This is a genomic window from uncultured Flavobacterium sp., from assembly GCF_951805225.1.
GTDB lineage: Bacteria > Bacteroidota > Bacteroidia > Flavobacteriales > Flavobacteriaceae > Flavobacterium.
In genome coordinates, this window is record NZ_OX638201.1 from 1,112,475 (window position 1) to 1,128,858 (window position 16,384).

Below are 16,384 nucleotides of genomic sequence, written 5' to 3' on the forward strand. Positions count from 1 at the left end.
AAAAACTAATTTGTGAAAAATACACAAGAAGACACACAAGATAATCAGCTTAAACGCGGGCTGACGAATCGCCACATTCAGCTTATTGCTTTAGGCGGATCAATAGGAACAGGACTTTTCCTAGGTATTGGTCCAGCGGCAGTATTAGCAGGACCATCAGTTATTTTGGGATATGCTATTGCCGGAATTATCGCTTTTTTTATCATGAGACAACTTGGCGAAATGGTTGTCGAAGAACCTGTTTCAGGAAGTTTTAGTCACTTTGCTTATAAATATTGCGGTTCTTTTGCCGGTTTTGCATCGGGTTGGAATTATTGGATTTTATATATCTTAGTGAGTATGGCTGAACTTACAGCCATTGGTGTTTATGTGCAATTTTGGTGGCCCGAAATTCCGCTTTGGGCATCGAGTTTATTTTTCTTTCTCGTTATTAATGCTTTGAATTTTGCTTCTGTAAAAGTTTACGGAGAAACCGAATTTTGGTTTTCAATCATAAAAGTTGTCGCAATTATTGCAATGATACTTTTTGGAACTTATTTGCTAATAAGTGGAACAGGAGGAGAACACGCTACAATTCATAATTTATATAATGATGGAGGTTTCTTTCCAAAAGGTTTCTTCGAAAAAACTGCAACTGGTGATTTTCAAGGTTTATTATCTGCAATGGCGCTAATTATGTTCTCTTTTGGAGGTTTAGAACTTATTGGAATTACCGCTGCTGAAGCCGAAAATCCAGAGAAAAACATTCCGAAAGCGACAAATCAGGTTATTTATAGAATCCTTATATTTTATGTTGGAGCATTGGTAATTTTATTTGCTTTGTCGCCTTGGAGACAAATTACAACAGATAGCAGCCCGTTTGTAATGGTTTTTCAAAATCTAAACGGAATGGAATTTGAGCTATTTGGAACCAAAATATTTTTTACAAAGCTTATTGCTAATGTGCTTAATTTAATTGTATTAACCGCCGCTTTATCTGTATATAATAGTAGTGTATATAGTAACTCGCGTATGTTATATGGTTTAGCAGATCAGGGAAGTGCGCCTAAGTTTTTAAAGAAATTAAACAAACATTCAGTGCCAATTAATGCTATTTTAATTTCTTCGTGTTTTGCAGCGATCTGTATTTTAATAAATAAAGTAATGCCCGAAGAAGCTTTTAGTATTTTAATGTCTTTAGTTGTGTCTTGCTTAGTTATTAACTGGGTTATGATTTCGTATACGCATCTAAGATTTAGACTTTCGAAAGACAAGGAAAGCACAAAAACTAAGTTTCCTTCGTTATTTTATCCGGTAAGTAATTATATCTGTTTTGTGTTTTTATTTGGTATTTTATCCATCATGTGGATCACAAATATGAAGTTATCCGTAGAATTAATTCCTATTTGGTTAGGTATTCTTTTTATATGTTTTAAAGTTTTGAAAGCGAAAGAATAGTAACTTTTGTTATATATTTTAAAGGCATTGATTATCAATTTGTAGTTGATTTTCAATGCCTTTTTTTAATGTTATGTTTTTGTTTTAGTCTTAATTATAGTTATTTCTATATTTTGTATGGTTAATAAAATTGAGGATAAATTGTTTAATTTTTTAACTGCGCAAAATTACTGCGTACTATGGAAATAGCTTTGCTCAATAATTAATTAAAACATAAGAGACATGAGTGATTTTCTAGATTATAGTGCAATTAAACGTAAAATTGAAAGTGAAGTATGTGCAGGGCACAATGTTAGCCCTGAATTTATTAAAACAGCTAAAGGATTTCAAATAAATTCCTGTTGCGAAGAATTTAAGGATAAATTAGTTGAAAAAGCAAAAAAGAATATTGCTGAACAAACAAAGATAACTGTTGAGAAGATGTTAAAAAAAGCATTTAAAAGATAAATTATCATGAACATTTATCACGAAGAATTTGTATATTTTTTATAAATTCCTTTAATAATATTTTAATTAAGTTAAATCGATTTAGATATGTATAATGAACTTTAAAGAAATTAAAAAAAAATGGAAAATAACTTTGATAAATTACAAGAAATTGCAGGGATTAATACAAAGCTAAATCAGTTTGCTAAACTAGCTAACCCGATTCCAGAAAATATAAAACAAATTATTGAAATGCAAGATAAATTAAAACTTGCAATTCCTACTTTCGATTTTCCGAAAGTTGATTTTCCAAAAATGGATTTTCCAAAATTTGATTTTCCAAAATTTGATTTTCCAAATTTTGTTTTACCGAAAATAGAAATACCAAAATTTGATAATTTATTTAATGATAAATTTTTAGAAGCTTTAAAACAGATTTCTAAAATTCCGGAAAGAATAAAAAACAACCCTGAATTACAATTCGGTTTTATTAGTGATTTAGAAATACTAAATTTAAGATCTGCCGAAGAATTAAAAAACTCTTTAATATCTGATTTAACAGATATTGATATTGAAGAAAAAGAAGAGATTTTAAATGATAATCTAATACCATATTTAGAAAATCATAATCTTGAAAACCTTTGGATTGGAGCAGGGCAAGTTCTTGAATCCGAAAATAATCCCGATAGATTAAGGCAATGCTTAATTTCTTTAAGAACTATCCTTGAATATTTAATAGACGAAAAGTTGGCTCCGCTAGAGAAATTAAAAGACGCCGAAATGTTTGAAAGTAATTTCAGAAAATATCATTTAGGAAAGCAAAGAATAGAGTTGGTAAAAATTAAAAGAGAACAAAAGATAGAATATTTCACATCTAAATTTGAGTACGGAATGCTTGAAGATTTTACAAAAAATGAAATTCAATATGTTTGTAATTGCTACACTATTTTATGTAATGTTCATCAACCTAATATAGGATTAACAGAAAATCAAGTTAGAAGTTTAAAAGTAAAAACAGGAATAACAGTTTGGTTATTAGTTTATTTATATGACATTTTGGAAGAATAAAGGACGATGAACAAAGGACTATTAAATAAAATTAAAAAGAATAATTCAATTGGGAAATATAAATAATATAGAAGCACAACGTGAATCTGCAAAATTAGGTCTTCAAACTTTCTTCATGGATGTTGAAAATAATTTTCATGACAGGATTTCAGATGAAACAATTCATATTTTTGAAAAGAAGATTATTGATGCTAAAACTAAAGATCGATCTGATGAATATGAAAGAGGGGATTATTCCGGTCCAACTATGGAGATTTATTTTATGGAACAGGAGCTAAAAGCAATTTCAGAAATGAAAATTCTTTATGCTTATAAGCATTTTGAAAATAAATTAAAATTTTTATTAAGTGCAGCTTACGGTGCTTCGAAATCAAAAATGTTTAAATGGGAATTTGTGATTGAATTTTTAAAAGAGAAAAATATTGATATTAAAAGTATAAATTGTTATCCAGAAATAAATGAATTACGAAATTTAAATAATTGTATAAAGCATTCAGATGATATTAAAAATGATTCACGAATGACATCGATAAGAGAATTTCAGAAAAAAACATTTATCCAATATGAAGATATTTTATTTTTTTATAAACGAATTGAAAATGCTCCTTCTGCTTTCATATATTCCTTGTCTGATTATATATTTAAAGATTTATATGTTTTTGATGAAAACCGAATTGATCAAGAAGCAGAAAAAATTGCTCTTCGAATGACTAAAACCGAAGCATCAATTTTAATTGAAAAGCTTAAAAAGAAATATTGATATTATGCTTGCTAATAGAAACGCAATGTTGTAAGCAAGCAACCCCATAATCAAAAAAAAAACAGAACAAACATCGAAAATGGAACAATTACTATCAAAAGAAGATATTAAAGAAATTCTATGTAATAATAGAGAAAATCCTGTATTCAAATACTACGGTGTTCGATTAATGGCTACAGCTAAACATTCATTCAAAGAAGTTATAGCTATTTCAGAAAAACATAACCTTATTTTAATAAAAGGAAATAAAGATACAGGAAATGAACATATTAGAGAAAGACATAGCTTTTGGTCAACTAAAAAATATATAGTTGCAGATATTAATGGTAACTTAAGATTTCAAAATCAAAGTAAGTTTCCAATGGGAATTGCACCAATAGACTATTTGAAAATAGCTGACGAGATTTATTCAATAGAAAATCTGATCGAAAACAATTCTCACGTAATGGCAGAGCAGTTTGATTTGTATATTGGAGAATATTTATTTGACAAATCTAAAAAGGAAAAAGTTAAGCTTTTGTTTTATAAAGGAACTAAGATCGTTCATTCACTTTTTTTAGCAAGAGATTCATATAATCAAAAAAGAGCAAAAAAATTCCCGTATGCAAGAGGAGATGTCAAACTTAGAATGAAAAAAGGAATAGAAGAGACTTTTATCCCATATTATGATCTAACAAACAAACTCCGTTATGGAATTTCTATTGAAAAATATCCTTCAGAGGATATAGAGCATATTTATTTATTAATTTTCGATCCTGAAGATTATTCGCATAATAACTTTATTAGACTTGTAGAGAGAAAACTCACGTATTTTCAAACAAAAAAACACGAAGAAGTTACTTATCAATTTAATGATTTAAGTGAGATTGAAACATACATAATGGATATAGATTATGGAATAGCAAATGGATATTTGAAGTTAGGAAAACAATAATAAAAATGACGTTAATATACTTGAAAGATAATATTCCAAAACAAAAAGGAGACTCCCGCTCTCCAAAGTGTTCAACTGAAAAGCTGTACAATGTGTAAAGCTTTCAGGATTGTGCAACTTTTGTAAGGCATACTTTACCAAGCTGGAGTAACTGACCTAGCATGTTTTATAATGATTAAATTAATTTTGTATAGGCAGTTAATCATCTTTTGATGCTCAATAGAAAGTAAAAACAGGTATTTGTACGGTAGTATTTTCCTAGGAAAAGGAGTACTTTGCAAGCTTATGATAAGCTTTTGGAAAGTCGTAGAATTGAAAAAATCAGAATGGCTATCTTATTAAACTAGATTATTAATAGAAGTGGCATTTTTAGTATATAATAATTTTCCTGGAATTAAAAAGTAAAATAGATGAGTTTTTAGAATGCTATTAATATCGCAAACAGACATACTAATATATAAACATAATATTATAAGAAAGTAGAAATGGAAGAAGAGAATAAAATACAAGTTATTCAATCAGATAATTATGATGTGCAACTTCGAGATTTTGAAGGAGGACTTATTAATTTTTTAGCACAACACAACTTACCATCAGATGGAATTTTTGTTGGTGTTCCGGAAAGATTAAATGTTTTTAAAAATCTAGAAGGAGTGATTGTGCAAATAGAAGAAGAAGATAAACAACAATCTCTATATCTTTCAAAATTTATTGCAGGAGTTGCCTCAGGGCTTTTTGATGCAGCATTAAATTATTTGTGGGATGAGACAATTCTTCAGATTAGAAAAAGGGTTTCACAATATGATATTCAATATTTTTATGATAACGCAGTTACAGGTGATAAACGCAAAAGGTTAAATGATGAAAGTGACCTTAAAAAAGTTGATGATTATGATTTGATAAAAGGTGCGAAAGAAATTGGATTAATCTCTGAGTTAGGATTTAAGCATTTGGAATATATTAATTATATGAGAAATTGGGCAAGTGCGGCACATCCAAATCAAAATGAAATTACTGGATTGCAACTCATTTCTTGGTTAGAAACTTGTGTAAAAGAAGTTATTTCACTGCCTATATCAAATATTACAATCCAAATAAAGCAATTATTGGCTGGAGTAAAATCTACGTCTATCTCAGAGAAAGATGCGCAAGAAATAGCAGTTTTTTTCACCAACTTAGTTCAAGAACAAGTTAATAATCTTGCTGCTGGATTTTTTGGAATTTATATTAAACCCGAATCGGACAGCCAAACGTTGCAAAATATCAATAGATTATTACCATTACTATGGAGTAGAGTTGATGAAGATACAAAAGATTCTTTTGGATTGAAATATGGAAATTTCGTAGCGAATAACTATCAGCACGAAAAGAAATTATCTAGAGAATTTCTCCAATTAGTCGATGCTGAAAGCTATATTCCTGATGACTTAAGAATAGTTGAAATTGAAACTGCGATTGACAATTTACTTAATTCGCATAGAAGTTTTAACAATTTTTATAATGAACCATCTTTTGCAAGACAACTAAGACGCATTGTTGGAGATCCTCCTAAGTTACCAAAGGGAATATCAAAAAAATATGTGCTTGCTCTTGTTGAAACTTATTTAACTAATGGAAATGGAGTTGCGACTTCGGCTCAGCATATTTATCAAGAACTACTTTCAAATCTTGATTCACATCAAGCAAATATTGCAGTTCTATCGTTTAATGATACTGGAATTTCAAGTAAACTTCAGCATTCACTATGCCAAAGAAAATTTAGGGAACTTATAGAAATAGTTAAACCAATAGTTACAACTCCAGCTGTAAAAGATTTAATTCAAAATATTGAAGGATTTTCTATGCGATTAGACAATCTTAAAAATGATAAAACAATAAAACCTTTAGTTGAAAGTCTAAAAGTCTTACTTCGCTAAGCAACTTAAGGTATTGTATTTGAAATTTTATTTAATATTTTCAATTTACTAAAAATGACAGGCTGCAAAATATTAGTATTACGAAACAACTCATTTTAAATGAAACAATTTATAAAATTTAACGAACAGGAAATGAATAGCTATATTCCTATTATTCGAAAATTAGAAACTCCAGGTCGGTTAACTGTAAAATTGACGAAAGAGATTGTAGGATTACTAGTTACGTTAGATGGAGATGAAAATGAAATTGCAGCATATTTAAAATCATGGAGTGAAAATGGAATTGAAATCGAATTTTAATTTTAGTCCAAAAAAAACAGAGGTTTAATTAGATATAATGCAAAGAAAAAGTATGACTAGAAATTTCATTCTGATTATATTACTGACATTATTTGTTTTGTCTTTACAAGGACAAACATTACAAAATAGTGCAAGTACAACAAAACAGGTAGAAAAGCAAGTTGAAGCTCCGATTTATCAATTATTTCCAACTGAAAACTATTGGACTTTTATTAAATTGGATACCCGAAATGGAAAAATGTGGCAAGTACATTTTACTATTTCGGAAGATGGCTACGAAGGTGAATTAGTATTAAATGCAGATTCACTTGTATTGACAACAGAAGAAGTAAGCGGAAGATTTATACTTTACCCTACAAAAAACACATATAATTTCTTATTACTTGACCAAATGAACGGGAAAACATATCAAGTACAATGGAATAGTGCTAAAGAAAAGAGATTTGTCAGCCGTATTTAAAGCAGTTTCATTAATATAGCGAAATCGTCGATCAGAGAAATGGCGTTTAATTAACATACAAAAAGCACTAAGAAGTTTGACAAAAAAAACAAAAAAAGAGGCTTTCGAGCCTCTTTTTGAATAATATATCTTTTATAAATGATTATTTATTAATCAATTTCTCAAGCCTCACAATCATTTCATCTTTCTCTTTCAACATACGTTCAAACAAAACAATTTTTTCTTCGTGAAGTTTTTTGATTTCCGCAATCGGATTATTATTAAAAACTTCAATTTTGTTATTGAACATTGCATTATCCGAGAAATTACAAGAAATCAAATTCACCGCTTGTTCTTCGTCAAAATTCTGAAAAGCTTCAACTGGAATTTTTAATACTGCCGAAATTTGTTTCAACAGATTTTCTTCAATTACATCTTTCTGCTCAAGCATAGAAATTTTCTTCTGATTCCAGTCATTTCCCAGATCATAAGCTAATGCTTCCTGCTTTATGTTAAGCATTTCTCTGAAACGTTTTATGTTTCTTCCCTGATGTATTTTCTGTTCCATAATGAATATCAATTTTCTAAAGCTTCAAAGATAAAGCCATTTGGATTAAAAATCCGTGAGTTTCAAAGATAAAAAAATATCCCGTAAAACATCTCTTTTGTCAGATATTATACCAATTCTATTTATGCTTTACTTCGATGTTTTCTTGTATATTATCTGTATTTCGATTAGTTTATGCTTTTGAAAGAACTGAATTTCGCTCAAGAATTTTAAATCGCCTTAATATGAAAAAGAATAAAATATCCTTCGGAACTGACTTTTGTGCAGAATATGTGGCAGGAAATCCGTTTAAGGCAATTAAAGCTTTTTTTGACTTTGGACATCTGGATTATTACAAACAAAATTTAACTAAACTGGTAATTTGCAGCTATAAAACAAAAGTTTACGAACAAGACAACCCAAGCAATGCTTTTGTATTTTATACCGCTATCTTTTCTTTTCTCAAAGTCTGTTATTGCCTTCAGGAGAAAAGCAAAAAATGGAAAGTGAAAACGTCTTTGCGTTCTGAAACGGTTTTTCATCTTTCTTCGCTGACGAAGGAAGAATACGATAATCCTTTTATTGTATTTGAAAAAGCATTTGAAGAAAAAACGTTTAAAGAATTTGAATTCTTTCTATGTCTGATCCTCGAGCTTTCATTGTCTCCGTATGCCGAAGATCCTGAATCTGACTTGACGACGCCTTATATTCATTTAATTAAAATGCTCGATGCAGCCGGATTAATGCGAGAAAGGGGAGTTGAGAAAATCAGGAAAACCAATCTCATTGTTTCTTTATCGGAATAAATTTTCCCTTAATTACAAATCATCGGGATTATTTGATTTTGGAGGTTTTATAATTAAAATTTAATTCAGATTTCTATATTCTATAGGAGTATATCCGGTGTTTTTTTTGAACATTCGATTAAAATGTTGCGGATATTTAAAACCCAGTTCAAAAGCTATTTGACTCATAGATTTGTCAGTGTTAAAAATCCTTTCTTTGGCTAGACTTATTAATTTCAATTGAATATGTTCCTGTGCCGTTTTACCGGTTTCTTTTTTGATTAAATCACCAAAATAATTTGGAGAAAGATGTAAATGTTCTGCAAAATAACCTACAAGCGGAAGTCCGGTTTCTTGTGCAATTTCTGATTGAAAATAATCATTCAGCAGATTTTCAAATTTTGATAAAATATCAGTATTGATGTTTTCTCTGGTTATAAACTGCCTATCATAAAAACGAATACAATAATTAAGTAGAAGTTCTATATTGTTTGTGATGATACTTTTGCTGTGTTTGTCAATAGATTGGCTTAATTCGTACTGTAATTTATCGTATAAATCTTTAATAATCTGCTGCTCTTTTAAAGACAGATGAAGTGCCTCGTTTGAATCATATGAAAAAAAAGAATATTGATTCATTTGTTTCCCCAAAGAAGTTCCTTTTATTAAATCAGGATGAAACAGGAGCGCCATACCCGAAGGCTGATAATCAATTTGATTGTTGACTTCGATGACTTGTCCCGGCGCAATAAAAACCATTGTTCCATCGTCATAATCATAATTATTTCGTCCGTATTTTAATTCACCGCACTTTCCGTCTTTCAAAAAAATAGCATAAAGACCAAAGTGCATGCGGCTGTTATTTGGCAGTGCTTTTGTTGACGAATTATTGAAAACACTTATTAAAGGATGCTGTGTTTCAACGCCTTTAAGTTCGTTGTACTGCGAAACTTTTTCAACTTCTATAATGTGTCCCATTTTGCCTTCTTTTAATTTATTAGTACAAATATAGCACTCAGATTCTTAGTAAGTTAACCTGATTATGCAAATCAGTAAAAATGGTAATAATTACCGTAAGATGTATTATAAACATCATTTGGTATTGAAGGAAATTTGTATTGTCTTAATAATTAGATCTAATAATATAAAATAATACTAAAATGAAAACAAGAATATTAGGAACGCAAGGTTTAGAAGTTTCGGCTTTGGGAATGGGATGTATGAATTTGAGTTTTGGAACAGGAAAGGCTGCAGATATAAATGATGGAATCAAAGTAATTCGCTCGGCTTATGAAAAAGGCATTACTTTTTTTGATACTGCCGAAGCTTACGGACCTTTTACAAATGAAGAATTGGTTGGAGAATCGTTAAAACCTTTTCGCAAAGAGGTAATTATAGCGACAAAATTCGGAATGATTTCTGACACCGGAATTAACAGTAAACCGGAACATATTCGTAAAGTTGTTGAGGCTTCTTTAAAAAGATTACAAACAGATTATATTGATTTATTGTATCAACATCGCGTAGATCCTAATGTGCCAATCGAAGATGTTGCGGGAACAATTAAGGATTTAATTCAGGAAGGAAAAGTGAAATATTTTGGACTTTCTGAAGCTGGCGCAGAAACAATTGAGCGTGCAAATATTATCCAGCCTGTTTCGGCAGTACAAAATCAATATTCTATTTGGACAAGAGAACCCGAAGCTAAAGTTTTACCTCTTTGTGAAGCATTAGGAATAGGTTTTGTGCCTTGGGCGCCAATTGGAACTGGTTTTTTAACGGGCAAAATTACGCCTGATACTAAATTTGACAGTGATACTGATCTTCGTGCAGCTTTTCCACGTTTTACACCAGAAGCTATCAGAGCTAATATGCCAGTTGTAGAATTACTTACAAAAGTTGCCAATAGAAAAAATGCAACGCCGGTACAGATTGCATTAGCTTGGCTTTTGGCTCAAAAAACATTTATAGTACCAATTCCGGGAATGGATAAAATAGCGTTTTTAGACGATAATATTAAATCGGTTAGTGTTGATCTTTCTGTTGATGATTTAGAGGAAATTGAAGAAGGACTTTCAAAAATAACTTTTCAGGGAGCGAGACTAAATGAAGGATTACTTGGTTTGTCAGAAGAATAATAAGAACTTTATATTATGGTTTTTGATATTCATTTGGAATTCAAATATTTTTCATCCACAAACCCTGTTAAACCCACAAATTATTATGGAAGGTAATAAAATCGAGGCTGATAAAACAGCAATTTTAGAAACCGCCCGTCAGTTAACAAAACTTATGATTGCTGGGAATACATTAGAAATGAATAAGATTCTGGATGCCAATTTTACGCTTACTCATATCACAGGATATGTGCAGTCAAAAGAAGAGTGGTTTTTGGAAATTGAAAGTGAACGAATGAAATACTATTCTTATTCTGAGGTAAAAACTTCAGTAAATATTGATGGAGATAAAGCTGTTTTTATGTGTCAGAATCTTTTAAATGCGAGAATCTGGGGAATGCAAAATAACTGGCGCTTACAGCAAATCATGAATTTTGAAAAACGAAATGAAAAGTGGATAATTCTCAAATCTGTAGCAACCATATTTTAAAAACAAGTAAATTAAAAAATGAAAGCATGAGAAAAAAATCAGTTATTGTAGTTATTGGTGCCGGATCTATTGGTCAGGCAATTGCGCGCAGAGTTGGTTCAGGAAAATATATTTTACTTGCTGATCTTCATCAGGAAAATAATGATGCTGCAGCAAAAGTGCTCTCTGATGCAGGATTTGAGATAAGCACAGTAATTGTCAATATTTCATCTAGAGAATCAGTTCGGGCGCTTGTTGATACAGCAAAATCTATTGGAGCGATTACCGGATTAATCCATGCAGCTGGAGTTTCGCCATCCCAAGCATCGCCATCTACAATATTCAAAGTGGATTTGTACGGTACAGCTTTGATTTTAGAAGAATTTGGAAATGTCATTGAAGAAGGAGGATCGGGAGTTGTAATCGCATCACAATCCGGACATCGATTACCATCTTTAACCCCAGAACAGGATAAAGCGCTGGCAACGACACCAACAGAAGAATTATTATCACTTCCTTTTTTGCAATCTGATGCAGTTGATGGTTCATTATATGCTTATCAATTATCAAAAAGAGGAAATTCACTTAGAGTGAAAGCAGAAGCCGTGCGTTGGGGAAAACGAGGCGCACGAATCAATACGATTAGTCCGGGGATAATCATTACTCCGCTTGCCAATGATGAATTAAATGGACCAAGAGGAGAAGGTTATCGCAAAATGTTGGAGATTTCTCCTGTTGGAAGAGCAGGAACTCCTGATGAAGTAGGAGTGTTAGGAGCTTTACTTATGGGCAGAGATGGCGCTTTTATAACAGGAAGTGATTTCTTAATGGATGGCGGCGTAACATCGGCTTATTGGTACGGAGAACTTAATCCTAATGCAGAATAAAATAACAATTAAATATAGAATTTATGAGAAAAGTTATTATTATAGGCGCTGGCGGGAGTCTGGCAAAGTATGTAATTGGAGCAATAAAAGAACTTGGAAATATTGATCTTACCTTGTTTCTGCGGAATAAAAATAGCTTGTCAAAAAGTGAATCTGAAGATTGTACTATTATTGAAGGAGATGCATTGAATTACAATGATGTAAATAAAGCTATTGCGGGACAAGAGATTGTATACGTAAACCTTGCTGGAAATCTGGAGCCAATGATAAAAAATATTGTCAAATCGATGCAGGAAAATGAGATAACCCGAATCATTGCCATAAGTTCAATAGGTATTTATGATACACCTTTGAAACCTGTTTTAATTCCTTACAGAAAACTGGCAGATATTGTTGAGGAATCAGGTTTGGATTATACCATTTTACGTCCGGATTGGTTTACAAATGGCAATGAAATTGATTATATCATAACCAGAAAAGGAACTGCCGAAACGGGATCTGCAGTTTCCAGAAAAAGTATTGCGCTTTTTATTTCTAAAATCATTGATGAGCCTGATTTATACAAAAAAGAAAACTTAGGAATAAGCAGACCTGAATAATAAAAATCTTTTATTATTTGGTTAAATTTTATGTCTTCCCAACCTTTTCTCTTTTTTAGGTATCTTTCTTTATAGGAAGGAAATTTACTTTAAAGATTTTTGTTTCAGCACTCTTGTAATGGAATAAATTTTGTTTTTTTACTTCTGTATAATAGTTGAAAATACAAAGCCTTTCCACTAAACAAAAATCGATGATAAGAAAGTTTATTATAACCATTAGTTTCGGATTGTTATTGAGCTGTCAAAATAGTAGTATTCCGGCATTGGAAGATTCTGCATTAAAAGTAGAATACGGATCTGGCGGATGCAATTTTGTTGAAAGCCTAACGTACATCGTCAACAAAGATTATGTTGTTTATCAGGACTTTTGTACACATATGGTTATTTATCCTGATTTAGCTTCTTTTTCGATTAAAGAAAACGAAGAATCTGCTTTTGCATTTGATAAAAACGGAATCTATGTTAAAGGCGAATTTATTAAAACAGATACTTCAGGATTTACCGTTTTGGGAACGAATAAAGAAATGGATTTCCTGTGGAAAACAAAATATAAAGTATTCAAAAATTCCACCGAATTAAAAGATATTGATGTAGCAACTTTTCAGGCTAATCCGAGTAAAAATTTGAGTCGCGAGGATCAGGTTTTATATTTTAAAGACAAAAACTCTATTTATTATTTCGATAAAAAAATTGAAGGTTCTGATGGCGCATCGGCAAATACTAATCCGAATGATTTTTGCCACGATAAAAATCATATTTATTCTAAAGGCGAAATAGCTTCTTTTGGTAAAGAGCCGTATCAATATGTGAATTATGATTTCTTTAAAACAAAAAATTTCGTTTTTGATAGGGAACATTTGGTTGATAATATGAAACCTGACTCTTTACAAGCGCTTTCAGGAAGTTATACAAGATATAAGAACGACGTATATTATCAGGGAAGGAAAACACCAATGCAGCTTGACAAACATAGCAAAATTAAAGTCTGGAGTGTTGATAATCAAGATCGTTACATTACTGACGGAAAAAGTCTTTTTAAAGATGGCGAAGAAATCCATAAGAAAGTTGATTTGTCGTCTTTCGGATTCTTTTTTAATTCTGCTTGTTTTTATGATAAAAACGGAATTTATGAAATAGGATATGATCAAGAATCGAAAAAAGATGTAATTGAAAAATTGCCTTTTAATTACAACGAAAAAGTAAGCAGTGCGAATACTTCATACAACTATTTTTCAAAGATTGTATTTTATAAAAATCAGGCTTATGCAACTCGAACAAAATCTTTATACGAAAATTTAAGTCAAAAGCAGCTTGCATTGGCAAAAGAACAAAAGAAAGATATTGATGATTTTGATGGTTCTAATAAGGTTATTATCGATTTTAGTTTTTCTAAAATGAATGATCGCATTTATTGTAATGATAAAAAAACCGGATTTGATGCGGAGACATTTGTGGCAATGGATCAAAAAGCGAAATATTATAAAGATAAAAATGTTGTTATTTATTATGAGGAAAGAGATCACGAAATAAAAATATTAAAAGATGTTGATGCAAAATCTGCACGAACTTTGAATATATTTTTGATTGATAAAAACTTCTTGTATTGCCGAAATGTAAAGATTATCAAAAGTACAGATATAGAATTACTGGCTTGTTTTTCTGGATATAGAGGAGGTTTCTGCGGTAACGATTCAACACCGATTTCGGATTTTTATTTATTTAAAAATTCAGAAGGTTTTTGGCTTGTAAAAATCTCTGATGATATTTCGTATCGCTTTTTAGGAAAAGTATTTGACCGCAAATGGGATCCGGCTTTTGAACCGATTGATCTTGCTAAAAAGTATGGAAACAAGAGAACAATTGTACTTCAGAAACCTGTTATACTGGACAAAAAGAAACAGTTTGAGGAAAATCAGGTTTTTTCAGCTTCTGAAGTTGAGATAAACCCAACATTTCCGGGAGGAATTGAAAAGTTTCACGCTTTTTTAAAGAAAAATTATGTTGTACCAAAAGAAATACTTGACGAAGAATATTCGAGAGGCGCAGTTTTTGCAAGTATAAGAATTGAAAAAGACGGCAGTATATCTGAGATAAAAATTCTTCGTGATCGTGGTTATGGTTCAGGAAAAGAATTAGAAAGAGTCTTGAAATTATCTCCAAATTGGATTCCGGCGATGATAGATGGAAAACCAGTAAGATGTTTGTATAGTATTCCGCATTATATTCCGTAATTAAATACTATTTAGTCTTACCGATAAACTTTTTAAATCTTGCTCAAGAGAACGAACGGTGGCTTGGAGTTCATTTAGCATATTGGCTCTGGAATATAAATCGTCTGCGGTGTAAATTCCGCCATCATAGAAAAAAAGCTTTTCGGTTTCAGTGTCTATTTTTCCATCAAAATTGTATTGTAGCCATCTGTTTTTAATACTTTCCTGAAGATCATTTTTTCCGGAATTACTAAATTGTTTTTCGTTTAGAATCGCCCAGATAGAGTTGGGATATGCACCATCAGAATTATCATTGAACCAAATATTTCTCAGCAGATTTCTTTGCAGTTTTAAGTTGATTTTTTTTCCTTTGGGCGCTATCGTCAGCGCTCCTAATCCGGCACTTAATAATCCGCCGCTTACACCAACTATATCACTCGAATTATTGTTTTTAATTAAAACAGTTGCAACAGTGGTTAATGCTCCAATAGTTACAGAAGCGACCGTAAGATTTCTGGTTTGTTTAGTATTGATATCGTTTACAAAATTGGCTAGTTTATTGATCCGTTCGCCATTACAATCTAATTCCGAAGCCAATGCATTTATCTCTATACTGGTAAGAATTAAACGATCCGTGATTTTTTGTTTTAGTACTAATCTTTTTAAAGTGTCTTTTTTGGTTTGGAGATATTCTGTCAAATAGGTTTCAATACCAATAGCATTGCTTATTAATATATCATGCTGAGATAAATTGGCTTTTAGAATACTGTCGGGATTTGCTGATTTATTCGGGAAAACTTCGAGTTTAGAATAATCATAGTCAATTGTAGGCTGGCAATAATTACTTGTCAGATAATCAATTTTAGGACTATTCAAAACCGTTGAACATGATGACACAAAAATAGATATAACTAATAAAATAAATATTTGAAGCTGTTTCATATTGATTTTCTTTAACATTAAAATTACAAATTAACTTTTTACAGTTATCGATAAAATCAAATAAAAAAAGCCCATTCCGAGAGAAATGAGCTTTTAAACTTATGAACTTATAGATATTAGTAATAACTAATTGGGTGTAATTCAAAAAAAAAACTAACACATAGAAATATAGATTTTATGGATAAATACAAAAAACTGTGGAGAAACATAAAATATTTTGTATTGACTAATTATTTTAACCGCAAAGCACGCAAAGGTTTTTTATTCCTAAGGTTTTTATATAAACGCAAAGTTCGCAAAGCTATATTGATAAAGCTTTGCGAACTTTGCGTTTAATGAGCGTAATCTATAACAAAAAAACTTCGCGTGCTTTGCGGTTAAATTTATGCTTAATTTTTATAGCTCCACAGGTTTTCGTATTGATCCGATTTTATACTTAAAAAAGGAGACAAAAAGAAACATGTTTCTTTCACATAGTGGGCTATGTGCCTTTTAAAAAAAGTGAAACGTCTAATTTTCGACTCTAAAAGCTATGTTTCTATGTGTTG

The 16,384-nt window shown here is 30.9% G+C and carries 17 protein-coding genes; 14 read left to right on the forward strand and 3 right to left on the reverse strand.

Going from position 1 to position 16,384, the window contains the following annotated elements:
* The first annotated feature begins 12 nt into the window (after positions 1 to 12).
* The 8 genes from WN975_RS04745 (at position 13) to WN975_RS04780 (ending at position 7,301) form a co-directional block, all read left to right on the forward strand.
* A complete protein-coding gene (locus WN975_RS04745) occupies positions 13 to 1,437 on the forward strand; it encodes an amino acid permease (protein ID WP_337965473.1) in 1,425 nt (474 codons plus the stop codon).
* 222 nt (positions 1,438 to 1,659) lie between these two features.
* Positions 1,660 to 1,884 carry a hypothetical protein gene (locus WN975_RS04750; RefSeq protein ID WP_337965474.1) on the forward strand — a complete coding sequence of 75 codons (225 nt, stop codon included), beginning with the start codon at positions 1,660 to 1,662 and terminating at the stop codon, positions 1,882 to 1,884.
* A 120-nt stretch (positions 1,885 to 2,004) separates the two neighbouring features.
* Positions 2,005 to 2,931 carry a hypothetical protein gene (locus WN975_RS04755; protein ID WP_337965475.1) on the forward strand — a complete coding sequence of 309 codons (927 nt, stop codon included), beginning with the start codon at positions 2,005 to 2,007 and terminating at the stop codon, positions 2,929 to 2,931.
* 49 nt (positions 2,932 to 2,980) lie between these two features.
* A complete protein-coding gene (locus tag WN975_RS04760; RefSeq protein ID WP_337965476.1) occupies positions 2,981 to 3,691 on the forward strand; it encodes a hypothetical protein in 711 nt (236 codons plus the stop codon).
* A 79-nt stretch (positions 3,692 to 3,770) separates the two neighbouring features.
* Positions 3,771 to 4,625, forward strand: coding sequence for a hypothetical protein (locus WN975_RS04765; RefSeq protein ID WP_337965477.1), 855 nt, complete (start codon positions 3,771 to 3,773; stop codon positions 4,623 to 4,625).
* Positions 4,626 to 5,110: 485 nt separating this feature from the next.
* Positions 5,111 to 6,541: a hypothetical protein gene (locus tag WN975_RS04770; RefSeq protein WP_337965478.1), complete on the forward strand. Its 1,431-nt coding sequence runs from the start codon at positions 5,111 to 5,113 to the stop codon at positions 6,539 to 6,541.
* 132 nt (positions 6,542 to 6,673) lie between these two features.
* On the forward strand, positions 6,674 to 6,841 hold the full coding sequence (locus WN975_RS04775; RefSeq protein WP_337965479.1) for a hypothetical protein: 168 nt from the start codon (positions 6,674 to 6,676) through the stop codon (positions 6,839 to 6,841).
* Positions 6,842 to 6,893: 52 nt separating this feature from the next.
* Positions 6,894 to 7,301 (forward strand): hypothetical protein, encoded by a 408-nt coding sequence (locus tag WN975_RS04780; RefSeq protein WP_337965480.1) that lies wholly within the window; start codon positions 6,894 to 6,896, stop codon positions 7,299 to 7,301.
* Between the two features lie 142 nt (positions 7,302 to 7,443).
* Here WN975_RS04780 and WN975_RS04785 read toward each other — a convergent pair whose 3' ends face one another.
* The gene (locus tag WN975_RS04785; RefSeq protein WP_337965481.1) at positions 7,444 to 7,848 is read right to left on the reverse strand and encodes a helix-turn-helix transcriptional regulator; all 405 of its coding nucleotides are present in this window, start codon (positions 7,846 to 7,848) and stop codon (positions 7,444 to 7,446) included.
* A 224-nt stretch (positions 7,849 to 8,072) separates the two neighbouring features.
* On the opposite strand from WN975_RS04785, the gene WN975_RS04790 reads away from it, so the two are divergent.
* Positions 8,073 to 8,633 carry a hypothetical protein gene (locus WN975_RS04790; protein ID WP_337965482.1) on the forward strand — a complete coding sequence of 187 codons (561 nt, stop codon included), beginning with the start codon at positions 8,073 to 8,075 and terminating at the stop codon, positions 8,631 to 8,633.
* Between the two features lie 60 nt (positions 8,634 to 8,693).
* Here the strand turns inward: WN975_RS04790 and WN975_RS04795 are convergent, their stop codons facing one another.
* Positions 8,694 to 9,590, reverse strand: a complete 897-nt coding sequence (locus tag WN975_RS04795; RefSeq protein ID WP_337965483.1) for a helix-turn-helix domain-containing protein — start codon at positions 9,588 to 9,590, stop codon at positions 8,694 to 8,696.
* 182 nt (positions 9,591 to 9,772) lie between these two features.
* Between WN975_RS04795 and WN975_RS04800 the strand changes: the two genes are divergently transcribed.
* The 5 genes from WN975_RS04800 (at position 9,773) to WN975_RS04820 (ending at position 14,915) form a co-directional block, all read left to right on the forward strand.
* Positions 9,773 to 10,750: an aldo/keto reductase gene (locus WN975_RS04800; RefSeq protein ID WP_337965484.1), complete on the forward strand. Its 978-nt coding sequence runs from the start codon at positions 9,773 to 9,775 to the stop codon at positions 10,748 to 10,750.
* A gap of 85 nt (positions 10,751 to 10,835) precedes the next feature.
* Complete coding sequence (locus tag WN975_RS04805) at positions 10,836 to 11,219, forward strand: nuclear transport factor 2 family protein (RefSeq protein WP_337965485.1); 384 nt, start codon at positions 10,836 to 10,838, stop codon at positions 11,217 to 11,219.
* Between the two features lie 26 nt (positions 11,220 to 11,245).
* The gene (locus WN975_RS04810) at positions 11,246 to 12,085 is read left to right on the forward strand and encodes an SDR family oxidoreductase (protein ID WP_337965486.1); all 840 of its coding nucleotides are present in this window, start codon (positions 11,246 to 11,248) and stop codon (positions 12,083 to 12,085) included.
* A gap of 23 nt (positions 12,086 to 12,108) precedes the next feature.
* On the forward strand, positions 12,109 to 12,684 hold the full coding sequence (locus WN975_RS04815) for an NAD(P)H-binding protein (RefSeq protein ID WP_337965487.1): 576 nt from the start codon (positions 12,109 to 12,111) through the stop codon (positions 12,682 to 12,684).
* A gap of 191 nt (positions 12,685 to 12,875) precedes the next feature.
* Complete coding sequence (locus tag WN975_RS04820) at positions 12,876 to 14,915, forward strand: DKNYY domain-containing protein (RefSeq protein WP_337965488.1); 2,040 nt, start codon at positions 12,876 to 12,878, stop codon at positions 14,913 to 14,915.
* On the opposite strand, the gene WN975_RS04825 is transcribed toward WN975_RS04820, so the two are convergent.
* Entirely contained in the window at positions 14,916 to 15,836 is a 921-nt protein-coding gene (locus tag WN975_RS04825; protein WP_337965489.1) for a hypothetical protein, read from the reverse strand.
* Between the last annotated feature and the right edge of the window lie 548 nt (positions 15,837 to 16,384).

What these genes read in the sequence shown, in the direction of transcription:
- WN975_RS04750 (WP_337965474.1), top strand. Translation starts at nt 1,660, where the DNA reads ATGAGTGATTTTCTAGATTATAGTGCAATTAAACGTAAAATTGAAAGT.
- WN975_RS04755 (WP_337965475.1), top strand. Translation starts at nt 2,005, where the DNA reads ATGGAAAATAACTTTGATAAATTACAAGAAATTGCAGGGATTAATACA.
- WN975_RS04765 (WP_337965477.1), top strand. Translation starts at nt 3,771, where the DNA reads ATGGAACAATTACTATCAAAAGAAGATATTAAAGAAATTCTATGTAAT.
- WN975_RS04770 (WP_337965478.1), top strand. Translation starts at nt 5,111, where the DNA reads ATGGAAGAAGAGAATAAAATACAAGTTATTCAATCAGATAATTATGAT.
- WN975_RS04775 (WP_337965479.1), top strand. Translation starts at nt 6,674, where the DNA reads ATGAATAGCTATATTCCTATTATTCGAAAATTAGAAACTCCAGGTCGG.
- WN975_RS04780 (WP_337965480.1), top strand. Translation starts at nt 6,894, where the DNA reads ATGACTAGAAATTTCATTCTGATTATATTACTGACATTATTTGTTTTG.
- WN975_RS04785 (WP_337965481.1), bottom strand. Translation starts at nt 7,848, where the DNA reads ATGGAACAGAAAATACATCAGGGAAGAAACATAAAACGTTTCAGAGAA.
- WN975_RS04790 (WP_337965482.1), top strand. Translation starts at nt 8,073, where the DNA reads ATGAAAAAGAATAAAATATCCTTCGGAACTGACTTTTGTGCAGAATAT.
- WN975_RS04795 (WP_337965483.1), bottom strand. Translation starts at nt 9,590, where the DNA reads ATGGGACACATTATAGAAGTTGAAAAAGTTTCGCAGTACAACGAACTT.
- WN975_RS04800 (WP_337965484.1), top strand. Translation starts at nt 9,773, where the DNA reads ATGAAAACAAGAATATTAGGAACGCAAGGTTTAGAAGTTTCGGCTTTG.
- WN975_RS04805 (WP_337965485.1), top strand. Translation starts at nt 10,836, where the DNA reads ATGGAAGGTAATAAAATCGAGGCTGATAAAACAGCAATTTTAGAAACC.
- WN975_RS04810 (WP_337965486.1), top strand. Translation starts at nt 11,246, where the DNA reads ATGAGAAAAAAATCAGTTATTGTAGTTATTGGTGCCGGATCTATTGGT.
- WN975_RS04815 (WP_337965487.1), top strand. Translation starts at nt 12,109, where the DNA reads ATGAGAAAAGTTATTATTATAGGCGCTGGCGGGAGTCTGGCAAAGTAT.
- WN975_RS04820 (WP_337965488.1), top strand. Translation starts at nt 12,876, where the DNA reads ATGATAAGAAAGTTTATTATAACCATTAGTTTCGGATTGTTATTGAGC.
- WN975_RS04825 (WP_337965489.1), bottom strand. Translation starts at nt 15,836, where the DNA reads ATGAAACAGCTTCAAATATTTATTTTATTAGTTATATCTATTTTTGTG.